The organism is Pseudoscardovia radai (assembly GCF_002259605.1).
Lineage (GTDB): Bacteria > Actinomycetota > Actinomycetes > Actinomycetales > Bifidobacteriaceae > Pseudoscardovia > Pseudoscardovia radai.
In genome coordinates, this window is sequence record NZ_MWWR01000002.1 from 106,997 (window position 1) to 123,760 (window position 16,764).

The window sequence follows — 16,764 nt, forward strand, 5'->3', positions numbered from 1 at the left end:
TTCCGTCGTCCGCTCTCCGCCCGACGGATCCGGGTCAGTGGATGTTGCGGATCCTGAGGGAGTCCTGCGAGGACTGGCCTGTCAGGCGGTAGCAGTCGAAAACGCCGTCGATCTTGCGGATGTCGGCGAGCAGGCGGTCGAGGTTCTGCGGATCGGCCATCTCGAAGGTGAACTGCTCGATGGCCACGCGGTCCTCGCCCGTGGTCTGCGAGCCCGACAGGATGTTGACGCCGTGGTCGGCGAGCACCTTCGTGATGTCGCTGAGCAGATGCCCGCGGTCGAGCGCCTCGGTCTGAATCTTGACGAGGAAGTTGCCGCGGTTGCTCGTCCACTCCACCTCGACGACGCGGTCGGGCTGGCTTTTGGCGAGGTTGATCATGTTCACGCAGTCGGCGCGGTGCACCGACACGCCCTGCATGCGCGTGACGAAACCCATGATCTTGTCTCCCGGAACGGGCATGCAGCATTTGGCGAGCTTGACCCACACGCCGTCCACGCCCTTGACGGACACGCCGACGTCGTCCTTGCGCTGGTTGTGCTTCGGGGCCGACGGCAGCGCCGCGTGCTCCACCTCGCGCACCGCTTCGTCGGAGCTCGAGTCCTTGACCATATGGGCGATGACGTTCTGCGTGGAGATGACGCCTTCGCCGATGTTCGCAAACATCGTGTCGGAGTCCTGGAAGCCGAGCTCCTCCGCCACGCGCGTGACGCTCGCCGCAGACATGAGGATGGCGACGGGCATGTTGCGCCGGCGCATGGCGTGCGTCAGGTCGTCGCGGCCCGTGTCGATCATCTCGGTGCGGCGCTCCTTGGTGAACCACTGGCGAATCTTGTTGCGGGCCTTGGGGCTTTTCACGAAGCTGAGCCAGTCATGCGACGGGCCGGCGTTCTCCGCCTTCGACGTCAGCACCTCCACGGTGTCGCCGTTCTGCAGCTCCGTGTCGAGGGGCACGAGGCGGCCGTTGACGCGCGCGCCCATCGTGTGGTGCCCCACCTCGGTGTGCACGGCGTAGGCGAAGTCGACGGGCGTGGCCTGGGCTGGCAGCGCCACGATCTTGCCCTTCGGCGTGAACACATACACCTGCGCGGAGCCCAGGTCCTCCTTGAGGGTTCCGAGGAATTCGTCGGAGTCCGGCGTTTCGCTCGTCCAGTCGGCGAGCTGCTGGATCCACTTGAGGTTGTCGGCCTCGCTGAGCTCCTCGCGCGAGGCGGAGTCGGCGGACTGAAGCTGCTTCTCGCGCTTGCGGTCGGAGGTGTCGGGCTTGCTCAGCGCGCGCCCCGCCTGCCCGTTCTCCTTGTACTTCCAGTGCGCGGCGATGCCGAACTCGCTGCGCCGGTGCATCTCCCACGTGCGGATCTGGATCTCGACGGGCTTGCCGCCGGGGCCCACCACCGTGGTGTGCAGCGATTGGTACATGTTGAGCTTCGGCATGGCGATGTAGTCCTTGAAGCGCCCGGGCACGGGGCTCCAGCGGGCGTGCACGGCGCCGAGGGCGGCGTAGCAGTCGCGGATGGAATCGACGATGATGCGCACGCCGAGCAAATCGTAGATATTCTCGAACTCGATGCCGCGCACCACCATCTTCTGGTAGATGCTGTAGTAGTCCTTGGGGCGGCCCGTCACATACGCCTTGACGCCCTGCTCCGCGAGATCCTCGGTGATCTCGTCGATGACCTGCTTGAGGTAGACCTCGCGCTGACCGGCGCGGTGCTTGACGAGCAGCACGATCTCGTTGTAGATCTTCGGCTCGAGCGTTTTGAACGACAGCTCCTCGAGCTCGGTCTTGATGGCGTTCATGCCCAGGCGGTTGGCCAGCGGCGCGTACACGTCGAGCGTTTCGCGCGCCTTGCGCTGCGCGCTGGAGGTCTTGACGTAGCGCCACGTGCGCGCGTTGTGCACGCGGTCGGCGAGCTTGACGACGAGCACGCGCACGTCGCGGCTCATGGCGACGACCATCTTGCGGATGGTTTCGGCCTGGGCGGATTCGCCCACGTCCATCTTCGTCAGCTTCGTGACGCCGTCCACGAGGCCGGCGACCGTGTCTCCGAACTCCTCCCGGCACTGGTCGAGCGTGTAGTCGGTGTCCTCCACCGTGTCATGCAGCAGACCCGCGGCCACGACGGTGGGGCTCATGCCCAGGTCGGCGAGGATCTGCGCGACGGCGAGCGGATGGATGATATAGGGCTCGCCCGACTTGCGCCTCTGCGAACTGTGCTGCCTGACGGCGCGCTCGTAGGCGCGCCTGAGGATCGACAGGTCGACGTTGGGATGATGCTCCTCGCACATGCGCCAGATCGGCAGCAGGGGGTCCGTGGGATCGGAGCTGATCTCGCAGCCGAGTTTGCTGGCGGCGATGCTCATGTTGTCCTTCAGGTCTTTGTTGTCGCCCATGTCGCTGCTCTCCTTGCTCCACCGATTCGCATCGATTGTTCACATCACATCATAGTGTGCCATACCGCGCGCCGTTCATCGTGATGCGGGTATGAGAACACGCCAGCGCATGCGTGGCCGCGTTGCGCGGCGCGCATGCGCTGGCGCGAGTTCGGGACCCGTCCCCGTCAGTCCTTGGACGACGAGCTCGCGGACGACGACAAAGAGGACTGCGAAGAACCGTCCGGCAGCTGCGATTCCTCGCCGGGCAGAAGGATTTCCTGATTGTTCGAGTCATACACGATAACCTTGTAGTCGGGCCATCCCTGCTTGGCGAAGGAGCGGATGAAGGTGACGGCATTCTGCTGCGCCGCGTCCATGGCTCCGTTGTTGGTGGCATCCCGCTCGGCGGTCTCCTTGAGCTGCTTCACGGCATCGTTGTTCTCCTGAAGGGAGATGTTGTTGAGCGGGCTCTCGTTCTCCTCGTAAACCGTCAGCGAGTCATAGTCCACCTCGTCGCTGAGCACTTCCGTTTCAGGAAGATGCACCGAGATGACCTTGCTCTCTTGGTCCACGTCCTCCGTGGCTTTGGTGAAGTCATACCCGAACTTGATGACGACGTTGTAGCTGTACAGGTATTTGCTCTCGGTAAACGGAAGCCCCCAGCTGAAAAGATGCTTCGAATCATCCGTTTGGTTGACAACCGTCATGTAGGCGGATTCCGTGGCGAACTCGCCGATGTTCTTAAGGCCCAGCGACACCGACTGGCTCTTGCTCTCCGGCTCCTGGACCTGCTGCGTCTGGTCCGCGTGCATCTTCAAACGGACATACAGCGCACGCCCGGCCAGAAAAGCGATCACAATCACAACCAGGAAGACGATCAGCTTCCCCTTCAGCGGAAGCCGCTTCCACTTTTTTGTGAACCAATTGGGTCTCTTACCTACCCACCGGCCGCATTCATAGCGATCGTCATAGTAGTCATCGTCATAGTCGCTCATTGTCTTCTCCCCTGTCAGTTCTCTTCTTCTCAGTTGTTCCGCCCGAGGCGCCATCGGATCGTCGCCGATCCAACCGCTCCGCAACGAAACGGTTAGAGTATAGCGCCGGATTGCAACCATCTGAATCGTCATGCGCACGACGTCAAGCGACGCATTCACTCACCTGTAATCCCCTGCGACCACACCCCGGCAATGCCTTCGCCTTGGCAACCGACATATGTACGAGGCCCGCGTCGATGAACGCGGGCCTCGCGCGAAATCGCCTCATGCGAAATCCATGTGCCGGCTGTTCCCGTCTCACACTCCCGTCGATCCGAAGCCGCGCTCGGCGCGGTCCGACCCCGGCAGCGTGACCGCGGGCACGAAGCGCGCCTCGACGTAGCGCTGGATCACGAGCTGGGCAATGCGGTCGTTCTTGTGGAACACGGCGGTCGTCTTCGGGTCGAGATTGATCAGCGGCACCTTGATCTCCCCTCGGTAGCCCGCGTCAATCGTGCCCGGGGCGTTGAGCACCGTGATCCCCTGCTTCGCGGCCAGGCCGGAGCGGGGATGCACGAGGCCGACGTAGCCGTTGGGCAGCGCGATGGCGATGCCGGTGGGCACGAGGCGGCGTTCGAAGGGCGCGAGGGTGAAATCCTCGGCGGCGCGCAGATCGACGCCCGCGTCTCCCGCGTGGGCGTACACAAGATGCGCGGCGTCACCGCCGTCGGAAAGGAGGTCCTTGACGAGGACCTCGACGTTCTCCGGCTCGCAATAGGCCTCGTCGTACATCAGGCGGCGCACTCCTTGCACACCATGTCGCCGTCCTCGGTGGTGTAGGCCAGCTGGGTGCGGTGCTTGACAAGGAAGCACTCGGAGCACACGAACTCGTCGCCCTGCATCGGCACGACGGTGACGGAGGTGTCCTCGTTGCTCAGGTCCTCGCCCGGCAGCTCGTAGTTCTCGGCGATGGCGGTCTCGTCATCGTCCATATCCGTGCTTTGGTTCTGGCTCTCCCCACTGAGGGCCTCGACGGCTTCCTGGTCGTCGTCCTTGTTGCGCGGAGCATCGTAATCCTGAGCCATGCCAGGTCCTTTCGATAAGTGTCTGTACTTGCTCTACGCGGCATAGAATACACGATTTATGCACCGGTACGTGCGGCAGTTCCCCTTTTGCATCAAAACGCTCCCGCAACGGATAATATAAAGGGAGAAATTCAAGGAAAGTTGGTGCACAGGATGACCGAAGATTCGCTGCAGCGTGCGACCTTCATCCGTACGGACGAGGACGGGCTTCTCGAATTCCGCGTCGACGACGGGCGTCTGATCTCCGTCGAGGTCACGGATGAGCTGGAGCGCGGCATCATCGAATCCAAGCAGATTCTGGCGGAGCTGCGCGGCACGCCGTCGCCCCATTCCGAGAAAGCCCTGCCCATCTCGACGATCCAGACGCTTCTGCGAGCGGGCGAGGACCCGCAGGCCGTGGCGGAGGAATACCATCTGAGCGAGCCGCTCGTGCGCCGTTTCGCACGCCCCGTGGATATCGAGAAGCATTACCAGATCGACCAGTTCCGCCATGCGCATATGCCCGGCTCGTCCGTGCCCCACGAAACCGTGGAGTCGGCGCTCCAGGCGCAGCTGCTGCAGTCGGGCGTGCGCTTCACCGACGTGACGTGGGACGCCACGCGGCACGGGCACGAACCGTGGCGCATCAAGGCCAGCTTCCCGCAGTCGGGGCGCACGTACACGGCCGAGTGGGCCTTCGACACACCGCGCGGCACGATCACCTGCCTCGACCAGGTCTCCAAGCGTCTGTTCTCCGCCCCCACGATTCCCGCGGCGCTCCCCGAGTCCGAGGATGACGACACACGGCAGGACGCGCAGTCGCGGGGCGTTGTCGCCTCCGACGAGCGCCCCGTGGCCTCGTCCCAGCAGCGCCGTGCGGCGCAGGATCCGCGCGATGACACGGACCCGCGCCCCGTCACCCTCGCCTCGGGCATCACGGTGGCGCAGGGCGTGGGCATCGTATCGGACGAGGACCTCGAATCCACGCAGCGCATCCCGGGCGAACCCGCGCCCGTCTCCCTCGAACCGGCGCGCGCGACCGACATTCCCGTCGCCAGGCGCCAGGGGCAGGCCGATCCCTCCGACCGACACGGCGGGACGGCGAGTGCCGATGGCGCTGCCTCCGGCACCGGCGGAACCGGGGCGTCGGCAAATGCCGCGGCCGGCGACGAGACGGCGCAGTCTCACCAGCCCAAGCGCCCCGTGTTCCGCAAGTGGGACGACATCATCTTCGGCGAATAGGGTTTACGCGTCGGATAGGGTTTACACGAGGTCGACGAGGAAGGGGATGTCGACCTCCATCGTGGTGCGCGAGCCGTGGACGCTGGGAAGGCGCGTGGCCTTGTCGCTCTGGCTGCGCGAGTCCACGATGGTGACGCGCCCGTTCGCCGTGGCGATGACGTCGCCGATCATCGGGCGCACGTCATCGCGCACGGGGCCGTACATGCCCTTCGAGATCGCCTCGTCGCGCGTGAACACGTCGGCATCGTCGCCGAGGCTGTCGCGCCATCGCGCCGCCACGTCGGCCGGATCCACGCCATCCTCCACATAGAGCATGGGGGCGCGGGGCTCGCCTCCCACGAGGCGCACGCCCTGCGCCAGTTCGCGGCGCTCGGCGATGTCGATGCGCTGCTCGGGATCGGTCTGCACCATGCCATGGTCCGCCACGATGACGATCAGCGTGCCTTTCGGCGCCTCGTCGTGCAACTGGCGCAAGTATCCGTCGAGGCGTTCGAAGGTGCCGACCCATTCGTCCGAGATCCACCCGTAGTTGTGGCCGATCTTGTCGCAGCGGTCCACGTACAGGTAGGTCAGGCCCGGTTCGCGCGCCGACTCGGCCGCGACGTGCACAAGCGCGTCCATGCGGCGGTTCGCCACGTACCGGGCGCCGTGGAGTGCGGCCACGGTGAGGGCGGAGCCGGCGAACTTGGGCAGGCCGCTGAAGGTGACGCGCACGCCGCGGTCCGCCAGCGTCTGGAACACGCTGGGCTGCGTCTGAAGCTCCTCGGGGCTCATGGCGTCGCGGAAGGCGATGAGCTGGCAGATCTTGCCGTTGCGCGGATTGAGCTGGGAGTAGCCGGTCATGCCGGTCAGCCCCGGGCAGGTGCCGGTGCCGAAGGTGCCCATCGCGGCCACGGTGGTGGCCGGGAAACATGTGGAGATGGGGCGCGCCCCCGTGGACTCCCCCAGCAGAGAGCGCAGGTAGGGCACGTGGCCGCGCCGGATCGACAGGTTCCAGAAACCCAGGCCGTCGACGAGAACGACGATGGCGGAGCGCACCTGGGGCAGGCCCAGTTCGCGGCGCAGGCGGTCGGGGTCATCGTGCAGCGCCGTGGCCACCGGGGAGCCGATGGCGGCGGACAGGGCCGGAAGGACGCAGCTCAGATGCCTCGCTCCCCCACGCGGGGACGGTGCGACGGCATCGTCGTATGACACAATCGGTTGCAGCTCGTAAAGTCCTTCGGTCTCGGTATCCATACCCACCATTGAACCACCGCATGTGCCCGAACGGGACGACGGGACCATGGAGCGGCACGACACGGCCCCGTGCGACTCCCCTGAGCACGGTGCTTGGAGCAGCGTCGTGGTAGTTTGTAAGACCGGGACAAAAGGAGCTACATGGCACAGCGCAAGAAGAACGCATCATCGTACGATCCGCGCCAGATCACGGAGAAAATCGTCGACACCCCGCTCAGCGAGGAAATGAGCACATCGTTCCTCGAATACGCGTACTCGGTGATCTACGCCCGCGCCCTGCCCGACGCCCGCGACGGCATGAAGCCGGTGCAGCGGCGCATCGTCTACCAGATGGGGCAGATGAACCTCACCCCCGACCGCCCGTACATGAAGTCGGCGCGCGTGGTCGGCGAGGTCATGGGCAAGCTGCACCCCCACGGCGACTCCGCCATCTACGAGGCCATGGTGCGCCTCGCCCAACCCTTCGCCATGCGCCTGCCCCTCGTGGACGGCCACGGCAACTTCGGCTCCCTCGACGACGGCCCCGCAGCCTCCCGATACACCGAGGCGAGGCTGGGGCCGGCGGCGCTCGCGATGAACGCCGCGATCGACGAGGACACCGTCGACTTCACCCCGAACTACGACAACAAACTGCAGGAGCCCACCGTGCTGCCCGCCGCCATCCCGAACCTCCTGGTCAACGGGGCCTCCGGCATCGCCGTGGGCATGGCCACGAATATGCCCACGCATAACCTCGCGGAGGTCATCGGCGCGGCCAAGTACCTCATGAAGCACCCGGACGCCACGGTGGACGAGCTCATGGAGTACGTGCCCGGCCCGGACCTTCCGGGAGGCGGCATCATCATGGGCCGCTCGGGCATCCGTGACGCCTACGAGAAGGGCCGCGGCATGTTCGTGACGCGCGCCCGCACGCATATCGAGAACGTGACGGCGCGCAAGAAGGCCATCGTCGTCACGGAGCTGCCGTTCATGGTGGGCCCCGAGAAAGTGCTCGAGAAGATCTCGGAAGGCGTCAAGAACAAGAAGCTCGACGGCATCTCCGGCGCCATCGACCTGACGGACCGCCACAACGGCACGCGCCTCGTCATCGAGATCAAAACCGGCTTCGACCCGCAGGCGGTGCTGGCGCAGCTGTTCCGCCACACCCCGCTCGAGGACTCCTTCGCCATCAACAACGTGGCCCTTGTGGACGGCCGCCCGCACACGATGGGGCTCAGGGACCTGCTCGAGGTGTGGGTGGGGCACCGCCGCACCGTCATCACCAGGCGCAGCGAGTTCCGCAAGCGCAAGGCCGAGGAGCGCCTCCACCTCGTGGACGGCCTGCTCCTGGCGCTTGTCGACATCGACGAGGTGATCCAGGTGATCCGCACGTCGCAGAACGCGGACGAGGCGAAGACGCGCCTCATGGCCGTGTTCGACCTCGACGAGCAGCAGGCGCAGTACATCCTCGACCTGCGCCTGCGCCGCCTGACGAAGATGAGCCGCATCGAGCTCGAGGCGGAACGCGACGACCTGCGCCGCCAGATCGAGCAGCTGGGGCGCATCCTGTCGTCCGACGCCGAACGCGACGCGGTGGTGGTGCGCGAGATGGACGAGGTGGCGCGCGACTACGGCACGCCGCGACGCACCGTGCTGCTGGACGTGGACGAGGACGGCGGCATGGAGCCCGTCGTGTCCAAGGCGGTGCCGGCCCAGCTGTCGCATACGGATGCGCTGGAGTCCGCCGTGGCGTCGGTCAGCGCCCGCGTGACGCGCGAGGACGCGAAGGGTTCGGCGCAGCTGGAGGACAAGCCGTGCGTCGTGCTCATGGGCGGCGACGGCCTCGTGGCGCGCGCACCGGACAGCGCGTGGGATGCGTTCCACGCGCGCAGCTCTTCCACCCCGCGGACGTCCGGCGACACCGTGACGTCGATCATCCGTACCTCCACGCTGTCGACCTTCGGCATCGTGACGAGCGCGGGGCGCCTGGTGGTGGCGCATGTGGCGGATCTGCCGGCGCTTCCCGGCGGCGGCCCCGTGACGGTGAACGGCGGCGTGAAGGCGGACGAGCTTATCGTCTCCACGCAGAGCACCGAGCCCGTCGAAGGCGAGCACGCCGTGTGCGTGGTGGCGCTCTCCCCCGCCCCGTCCATAGGCGCGGCGGGTACGGCGGATGGCGCGGGGCGCAATGGTGCCGATGGCGCTTCGGATGGGGCGGCGGCGCAACTGGCGCCCTTGGCGATCGGAACGCGCCACGGCGTGGTGAAGCGGTGGAACCGCGAGGCCCCGACGACGATGGATTCCTGGCCCGTCATCGAGCTCAAGGACGGCGACGAGGTGATCGGCGCTGCGGATGCCGCGGACGGCGACCGCATCGTGTTCATCTCCACCGATTCGAGCCTTCTGACCTTCGACGCCTCGTCGGTCAGGCCCCAGGGTCGCACGGCGGGCGGCATGATCGGCATCCGCCTCGCACAGGGGGCGCAGGTCGCGGCCTTCGCCGTCGTGCCCGCGGGGCAGGTGTCGTGGACGTATGACGCGGATGACGAGGGCGTGAGCTCCATGTCGGGCGCCGTGGTGCTTACGGTGGCCGGCGATACCGACGCGCTTCCGGGACTTGACCCCGGCTCGGCCAAGGTGACGCCACTGGAGCAGTACCCCACGAAGGGACGCGGCACGGGCGGCGTGCGCTCCCACCGCTTCCTCAAGGGGCAGAACGCGCTGATCCTGGCCTATGTGGGGGCCTGGCCCCTGTTCGCCTCCACCGCGTCGGGCTCCCCCGTCGACCTGCCGTCGGTGGATATGCGCCGCGACGGGTCGGGAACGGAACTGCCGACCGCCATCGCCACGGTGTCGTGATTGCTGCGGTGTCGTGATTGTGACGACGATTGTTGCGGCGCTCCCCATGATGCGCCGCAACAATCGTGAAGCTTCGTCAGCCGTGAAGCCTCGTCGGCGCACCGAACCTTATCGGCGCACCGTCTCCTGCGCAACCGTATTTCAACGCGACTTTAGCGCGACAGCCTCTTCGTGCTTTCGTAAACGGCGGCCTCGCGCAGCACATTGGCCATCTGGTCGTCCTGCGGCACGCCCAGGCCCTGGTCGTAGAGATCCGCGAGACGCATCATGGCGTGGAACTCGCCGGCCGACGATGCCTTGGCCAGAAGGTCGGCGCCTTTCTCGTAGTCCTGCTCCACTCCCTTGCCACGCACATACATGATGCCGAGACGCCACAGGGCGGTAGGGTCGTTGTGCTTGGCGGCCTCCTCGTACAGCACGCGCGCGTTGTCGAGGTTCTTCTCCACTCCCATGCCTTGCTCGTAGAACACGCCGAGGTTCGTCTGCGCCTTGGGATCGTCGAGCTCCGCGGCGCTGGCGAACCAGTCGAAGGCGAGGTCGTAGTCACGCTCCACGCCTTCGCCGAAGGCGTACATCATGCCGAGGTTCGTCTGCGCACGGCCGTCCCCGTGCGCGGCCGCCTCCTGGTACAGGTCCACCGCCTGGGCGTAGTCCTGCTCCACGCCGGTGCCGCGTTCGTAGAGCACGGCGAGATGGAACTGTGCATCGGTGTCTCCGTGCTCGGCGGCCTTGGCGTACCACGAGGCGGCCTGCGTCATGTCCTTGCTCACGCCGTGGCCGAGGCGGTACATGTCGCCGAGCGCGCCCTGGGCGATGGCGAAGTCCTGCTGGGCGGCCTCCCAGAACCAGTACCCGGCCTTGCGGAAATCGCGCTTGATGCCGCGACCCTCGTAGAAGGCGCGTCCGAGCGCGGTCTCGCCGTGTGGCAGGCCCTGGTGTGCGGATTCGACGAACCACGCCACGGCGCCCTCGAGGTCACGCACCACGCCGATGCCCGAGTATTTCATGATGCCGATCTTGAACTGCGCGATGGCGTTGCCCTGCCGGGCGGCGCGTTCGAAGTACTCGGCGGCCAGGCCGAGGTCCTGGCGGCCGGCGCGTCCGTTGAACAGCAGCGTTCCCAGCCCCAGTTCGGCTACGGCGACGCCCTGGTCGGCGGCCTTGGCGAACCATTCGGCGGCGGCCTGGGAGTCACGCTCCACTCCCTCGCCGCCGTCATACAGCAGGCCGAGGTTGGCCTGGGCGCAGGCGTTGCCCGCCTGGGCGGCGGTGCGGAAAAGCTCGGCGGCGCGGCGCTTGTCCTGGTCGGTGCCCTCGCCCCGGAACATCATGATGCCCAGCGCGTTCTGGGCGTCGGTGTTGTTCAGGTCGGCGGCGCGGCGGTACAGGTCGTAGGCGGTCGACAGGTTCTTGCGCACGCCGATGCCGAGCGTGTACAGATCGGCGCTGGCGAGCATGGCCTGGCTATCGCCGTATTTGGCGGGCTGGCGCAGGCGCTCGACGGTTTCGGCGGCCTTCACCGACAGCGCGATGTCGCTGGCTTTGGGCGTCGTGTCGGCCTTCTGCGTCCCGGTCGCCTCCTCGGGATCGGGAATGCGCGGCGGGGCGGGCATGAGGTCCTCGGGCACGGCGTAGACGCGCGCGAAATCGAAGGCGGGGAAGGAAATCGTGTCATGGGGCATCTCCGCATGCTGGGCGGAATGGCCCATGTCGTCGTCGTTCGTGTCATGCCCCGACAGCGCGCCGCGCGTCAGAAGGCCGAGCCCATGCGCGAGCCCGTCCGAATCCTGCGGATCGATGCTTTCCGATTGCAGGGCCTGGTCCGCGTCCTCGCTATCCGCCGACATGTCGCCGGCCGCCGTCGGGCCGGATTGCGATGGGTTCGACGCAATGCCGCCATGCTCCGATGCATGGACGTCATCCGGTCCCCGATCCGGGGTTCCCTGTGTAGTGGTCATGTCTCTCAGTCCCTCGGTACGTTCCCTACGTTCCCTGGTCGGCCCTGCGAGGCGCGGCTTGTGCCTCGCAGGGCCCTTTTCCATTGTAGGCCATGTGTGATGCATGTGTGAAGACGGCGTTCATCGTGTCGCGGTATTCCGCCGTGTTCCACGCGTGTTCCAGGCGTGGCGGCGCCTGTCACTCGCCGAAGGGGTTCTCCCACTGCGGGGTCATGGCGAGGGCCGGGCCGCGGTTGTAGAACAGCAGCCTCCAGCGCTGGCCCGCCGCCTGGCTTTCGAAGGGTATGAGCTCGGCCCAGTGGTCGTTGCGCATCGTGGAGAAATTCGCGATGCCCGACGTGGAGCCGACGGGTTCGAGCATGCAGTCGATGGTTTCGGCGATGCATGCGCCGTGTGAGAAGAAGAGAATCGTCTGGTCGTCGCTGGCGCGGCGCACCCAATCGTTGACGGCCTGCATGCCGCGCTCCCCCAACGCCGCGCGGGACTCGGCGCCATGGCGCAGCTCGCCGCCCATGCCGTCGCGCCACGCACGGTAGTCCTCGGGGTACTCGGCCTCGGCCTGCGGCAGCGGTACTCCCTCCCATTCGCCGAAGGAGCGTTCGCGCAGGCGCGGCTCGGGATGCACCTCGAGGCCCCAGGGGTCGGCGAACGCGTGGGCCGTGGCCATGGCGCGGCTGAGGTCCGAGGACACGACGAGCAGATTGGCGGCCGGGTCGAAGGCCTCACCCGTGTCGGGCAGCGTGGCGCCGCTGGCGGGGGCGATGCGCTGGTTGAGGCCCTGCAGCTCGCGCAGCGCCTCGCCGGTGCGCTCGGCCTGCCATCGGCCGACCTCGTCGAGGGGGATGTCGATCTGACCCTGGAAGCGGTTCTGCGCGTTATACGCGGTGCGTCCGTGACGGATGAGCAGGATGGAGCGAACCATGCGTTTCCTTTCCCCGGCCGTCCGCGGTGGTGCGGCGGCGTGCCGGTGCGTGTTGGTATGCCGGCGTGTGCCGGCGCGGCGTCGCCTTGCGGCGGCGTCCCTCGGCGCGGCCCCGTGTGGCGCCGCGCATGTCAGGCGTCGATGTTGGACCTGTCGAAATCCTCGGCGTTGTCGATGATGAACTGCCGGCGGGGCGGCACGTCGTCGCCCATCAGCAGCTCGAAGATCTGGGATGCATGCGCGGCATCCTCGAGGCGGATGCGGCGCAGCGTGCGGGTGCGCGGGTCCATCGTGGTGTCGGCCAGCTGGTCGGCGTCCATCTCGCCCAGGCCCTTGTAGCGCTGCACGTCGGGGTTGTAGTCGATGCCCTGCGCGCGCAGCTTGGCGAGGCGCTCCTGGAGCTCCTCCTCGGAATACGTGTAGACGTACTCGCCCTTATGCCTGCCGGCGAGCGCGATGCGGTGCAGCGGCGGCACGGCGGCGTAGACGTGGCCGGCGGCGACGAGCGGGCGCATGTAGCGGTAGAACAGCGTCAGCAGCAGCGTGCGGATATGCGCGCCGTCCACATCGGCGTCGGTCATCATGATGATCTTGTTGTACCGCGCCTGCTCGAGGTCGAAGGTGGAGCCCGACCCCGCGCCCACCACCTGGATGATGGCGGAGCATTCCTTGTTGCCCAGGATCTGCGCGGTCGAGGCCTTCTGCACGTTGAGAATCTTGCCGCGGATCGGCAGCAGCGCCTGGAACATGGAGTTGCGCGCCGCCTTCGCGGTTCCGAGGGCGGAGTCGCCCTCCACGATGAACAGCTCGGCGATATCGTCGTTGCCCGGCTGGCAGTCGGAGAGCTTGGCGGGCATGGAGGCTGACTCCAGCGCGTTCTTACGACGCGTGACCTCCTTGGTTTTGCGCGCCTGCACGCGGGCGTGCATCTCCCCGGCGATTTTGCCGAGCACACGGCCCGACTGCTCCTTGTAGCCGCGCTTGGAGCCCGACAGCATCTGGCCGAGCTGCTCGTCGCACATATGCGTGACGATGGGCTTGACCTGCGCGGTGCCCAGAACATCCTTGGTCTGCCCCTGGAACTGCGGCTCGGCGATGCGCACGCTGACGACGGCCACGAGGCCGGTCATGACGTCGTCGCGCTCGATGCGCATCGAGGAGTCCTTGAGGTTCACCTTGAGCTTGCGCGCGTTCGCCTCGACGTTCTTGCGCACCTGCTTGACAAGCGAGGCGAGGAAACCGTCGAGATGCGTGCCGCCGCCGGGGGTCTCGACCACGTTGACGAAGCTGCGGATCGTCGTATCGTAGTCATCCACCCAGCGCAGGGCGATGTCCACGTCGCAGCGGCGCGTCACCATCGCGGCGTGCAGGCCTCCGTCGGCGTCGACCTCCTGCGTCTCCTCCTCGTAGGTGTCCTGCCCCGTCACATGCCACACGTCGCACACCGGGGTGCCGTGCGAGAGGAAGTCCACGAAGTCGACGACGCCGCCCTCGTGGAGGAATTCCTGGACGCGCGGATGCGAGGCGGGCGCGGGGACGGCGGAAAGGGAGGCCTCGGCCGGCGTGTCGGCGGCGGCGGCGCCGTCTGCGTCATCGGGGGTCGCGTCGGCGGCGGCCGTTGTGTCGGCGGCGCTGGCATCGTCGGCGCTGGCATCGGTGGCATTTTCCACGATGGCACCATCGTCGGTGGTCTCGGCAACGGTGGTCTCGGCATCGGCCGCCTCGGTGCCGGAGGCAGAAGGTGCGTCCAGCGGTTCGTCCACTTCGCGGCGGTCGTCGATGGACGCGTCGCCGGTTTCGGGAATGGTTTCGTCCACGACGATGATGCGCAGGCCGGGCACGAGGAATGTCGTCTGGCGCACGCGGTCGATGAGCTCGTCGTACTGGAAACTGGCCCCGGCGTTGAAGATCTCGGGATCGGCCCAGTAGCGGATGCGCGTGCCCGTGTGCTTGCCGCGGTATGTGCCGATGACGCGCAGCTCGGTGGGCCGGCCCTTGCGCGTTTTCTTGAACGGGGAGTCGGGCGACGGGGCGGCCGGGTCGGCGTCCATGTACACGCCCGGATGCCCCTGGTGGAACTCCATGCGGTACGTCTTGCCGCCGCGGTCCACCTCCACGTCGAGACGCGAGCTGAGCGCGTTGACGACGGAGGAGCCGACGCCATGCAGGCCGCCGGAGGCGTTGTACGCCTTGTTGCCGAACTTGCCGCCGGCGTGCAGCTTGGTGAGCACGACCTCGACGCCCGTGAGCTTGGTCTTGGGCTCGATGTCGACGGGGATGCCGCGGCCGTTGTCCTCCACGGTGATGGAGCCGTCGGCGTGGAGCGTCACCTGGATCCTGTCGCAGAAGCCGGCGAGCGCCTCATCGACGGAGTTGTCGATGATCTCCCACAGGCAGTGCATGAGGCCCTGCGTATCGGTGGTGCCGATATACATGCCGGGGCGCTTGCGCACGGCGTCGAGTCCTTCGAGGACCGTGAGGTCCGCCGCCCCGTATTTCGGCTTCTGCGATGTTTCCTGCTTGCCCTGTGCCACGGTTTCCTTTCCCTGGTGTTCCGGCCTGGTGTCCCGGCCTGGTGTTCCGGCGCGTCCGGCCCCTGTGCGAACGAAGGCCCGCCGAAGCGGGCCTGGGGACGACGGAGTGTTACTTGCTGAGGAAGTCGCGCAGCGTCTGCGACCTCGAGGGGTGACGCAGCTTCGACATCGTCTTGGACTCGATCTGGCGGATGCGCTCGCGGGTCACGCCGTACACGCGGCCGATATCGTCGAGCGTCTTCGCCTGGCCGTCCTTGAGGCCGTAGCGCATCTCGATGACGCCGGCCTCGCGGGGGCTGAGCGTCTCGAGCACCTGCTTGAGCTGCTCCTGGAGCAGCGAGAAGGCCACGGCGTCGGACGGGGCGATGGCGTCGGTGTCCTCGATGAGGTCGCCGAACTCGGAGTCGCCGTCCTCGCCGAGCGGGGTGTGCAGGGAGATGGGCTCGCGGCCGTACTTCTGCACCTCCTGCACCTTCTCCACCGGCATGTCGAGCTCGCGGGCGAGCTCGTCCGGCGTGGGCTCGCGGCCCAGGTCCTGCAGCATCTGGCGCTGCACGCGGGAGAGCTTGTTGATGACCTCGACCATGTGCACGGGCACGCGGATGGTGCGAGCCTGGTCTGCCATGGCGCGCGTGATGGCCTGGCGGATCCACCACGTGGCGTAGGTCGAGAACTTGAAGCCCTTCTTCCAGTCGAACTTCTCCACGGCGCGGATCAGGCCGAGGTTGCCTTCCTGGATGAGGTCGAGGAACAGCATGCCGCGTCCCGTGTAGCGCTTGGCGAGGGACACGACGAGCCTGAGGTTCGCCTCGAGCAGGTGGGACTTGGCCTTCTGCCCGTCGTTGGCGGCCCACTTGAGCTCGCGGCGGCGCTTGAAGCTCAGGTCGTCCTCGGTGTCGAGCAGGTGCTGGGCGTACAGGCCCGCCTCGATGCGCTCGGACAGGTCGACCTCCTGCTCGGCGGTCAGGAGGTTGACGCGTCCGATCTGCTTGAGGTAGTCCTTGACCGGGTCGGCCGTGGCACCCGTCGCGACGACGCGACGCTTGGGGTTGCCCGTCGGCGTCAGGTTGTCGTCGTCATCGTCGGTGTCGGAGACGACGAAGGCACCCTTCTCCTTGGGCTGTTCGGGGACTTTCTTCTCGTCGTCATCCTCATCGTCCTCGTCTTCCACGGACTCGTCGATGACGTCGTCATCCTCGTCGCCGTCCTCGTCCGTGGCGTCCTCGTCGGCATCGGAGAACTCGTCCTCGATGTCGTCGAAGTCATCGCCGAGCTCGTTCTGCTCCTCGACAAGGTCGTCGCTGAGATCCTCGTCCTTGGTCTGCGCCTCCGCTTCCTCGGCCTCCGCCGAGCGACGACGAGTGGCGGCCGATGCCGACTTGGCGGCGGACTTCGCCGTCGTACGGCGGGTCGTCTTGCCCGTCGTCTTCTTCGCGGCAGCGGTTTTCTTCGTCGTGCTCTTGGCGGTGGTCGACTTCGCACGCGTCGTACGGGTTTTCTTCGCCGTCTTCTTCTCGGAAGACGCCTTGTCAGAAGACGCGGCCGTCTTGGCGGTCTTCTCGGTGTCCCGTGCGTCGCTGCCCGTCTTCGCGGTTGCTTTCTTAGTGGCCAAAGCCCCTCCT

Annotated in this window: 11 protein-coding genes; 2 read left to right on the plus strand and 9 right to left on the minus strand. The window is 66.8% G+C overall.

Annotated elements, in window-relative coordinates:
• Window positions 1-34 precede the first annotated feature (34 nt).
• The 4 genes from PSRA_RS00560 to PSRA_RS00575 all read right to left on the minus strand — a co-directional run bounded on the left by PSRA_RS00560 (window position 35) and on the right by PSRA_RS00575 (window position 4,433).
• A complete protein-coding gene (locus PSRA_RS00560; protein WP_094659921.1) occupies window positions 35-2,392 on the minus strand; it encodes a RelA/SpoT family protein in 2,358 nt (785 codons plus the stop codon).
• A gap of 167 nt (window positions 2,393-2,559) precedes the next feature.
• Window positions 2,560-3,369: a DUF4230 domain-containing protein gene (locus tag PSRA_RS00565; RefSeq protein ID WP_158216271.1), complete on the minus strand. Its 810-nt coding sequence runs from the start codon at window positions 3,367-3,369 to the stop codon at window positions 2,560-2,562.
• Between the two features lie 297 nt (window positions 3,370-3,666).
• Window positions 3,667-4,143 carry a dUTP diphosphatase gene (gene dut, locus PSRA_RS00570; RefSeq protein WP_094660021.1) on the minus strand — a complete coding sequence of 159 codons (477 nt, stop codon included), beginning with the start codon at window positions 4,141-4,143 and terminating at the stop codon, window positions 3,667-3,669.
• On the minus strand, window positions 4,140-4,433 hold the full coding sequence (locus PSRA_RS00575; RefSeq protein ID WP_094659923.1) for a DUF4193 domain-containing protein: 294 nt from the start codon (window positions 4,431-4,433) through the stop codon (window positions 4,140-4,142). The genes dut and PSRA_RS00575 overlap by 4 nt, the downstream gene beginning before the upstream one ends.
• A gap of 153 nt (window positions 4,434-4,586) precedes the next feature.
• Here PSRA_RS00575 and sepH point away from each other — a divergent pair, with 153 nt between their 5' ends.
• Entirely contained in the window at window positions 4,587-5,654 is a 1,068-nt protein-coding gene (gene sepH, locus PSRA_RS00580) for a septation protein SepH (protein ID WP_094659924.1), read from the plus strand.
• A gap of 21 nt (window positions 5,655-5,675) precedes the next feature.
• Here the strand turns inward: sepH and PSRA_RS00585 are convergent, their stop codons facing one another.
• The gene (locus tag PSRA_RS00585) at window positions 5,676-6,899 is read right to left on the minus strand and encodes an alkaline phosphatase family protein (protein WP_094659925.1); all 1,224 of its coding nucleotides are present in this window, start codon (window positions 6,897-6,899) and stop codon (window positions 5,676-5,678) included.
• 132 nt (window positions 6,900-7,031) lie between these two features.
• Between PSRA_RS00585 and PSRA_RS00590 the strand changes: the two genes are divergently transcribed.
• A complete protein-coding gene (locus PSRA_RS00590; protein WP_094659926.1) occupies window positions 7,032-9,728 on the plus strand; it encodes a DNA gyrase/topoisomerase IV subunit A in 2,697 nt (898 codons plus the stop codon).
• A 152-nt stretch (window positions 9,729-9,880) separates the two neighbouring features.
• On the opposite strand, the gene PSRA_RS00595 is transcribed toward PSRA_RS00590, so the two are convergent.
• From PSRA_RS00595 to PSRA_RS00610, 4 genes are all read right to left on the minus strand, one after another.
• Window positions 9,881-11,686: a tetratricopeptide repeat protein gene (locus PSRA_RS00595; protein WP_158216272.1), complete on the minus strand. Its 1,806-nt coding sequence runs from the start codon at window positions 11,684-11,686 to the stop codon at window positions 9,881-9,883.
• Window positions 11,687-11,864: 178 nt separating this feature from the next.
• On the minus strand, window positions 11,865-12,608 hold the full coding sequence (locus tag PSRA_RS00600; RefSeq protein ID WP_094659928.1) for a histidine phosphatase family protein: 744 nt from the start codon (window positions 12,606-12,608) through the stop codon (window positions 11,865-11,867).
• Between the two features lie 131 nt (window positions 12,609-12,739).
• Window positions 12,740-15,142 (minus strand): DNA gyrase/topoisomerase IV subunit B, encoded by a 2,403-nt coding sequence (locus tag PSRA_RS00605; RefSeq protein WP_094659929.1) that lies wholly within the window; start codon window positions 15,140-15,142, stop codon window positions 12,740-12,742.
• Between the two features lie 109 nt (window positions 15,143-15,251).
• The gene (locus PSRA_RS00610) at window positions 15,252-16,754 is read right to left on the minus strand and encodes an RNA polymerase sigma factor (RefSeq protein WP_094659930.1); all 1,503 of its coding nucleotides are present in this window, start codon (window positions 16,752-16,754) and stop codon (window positions 15,252-15,254) included.
• Window positions 16,755-16,764 lie beyond the last annotated feature (10 nt).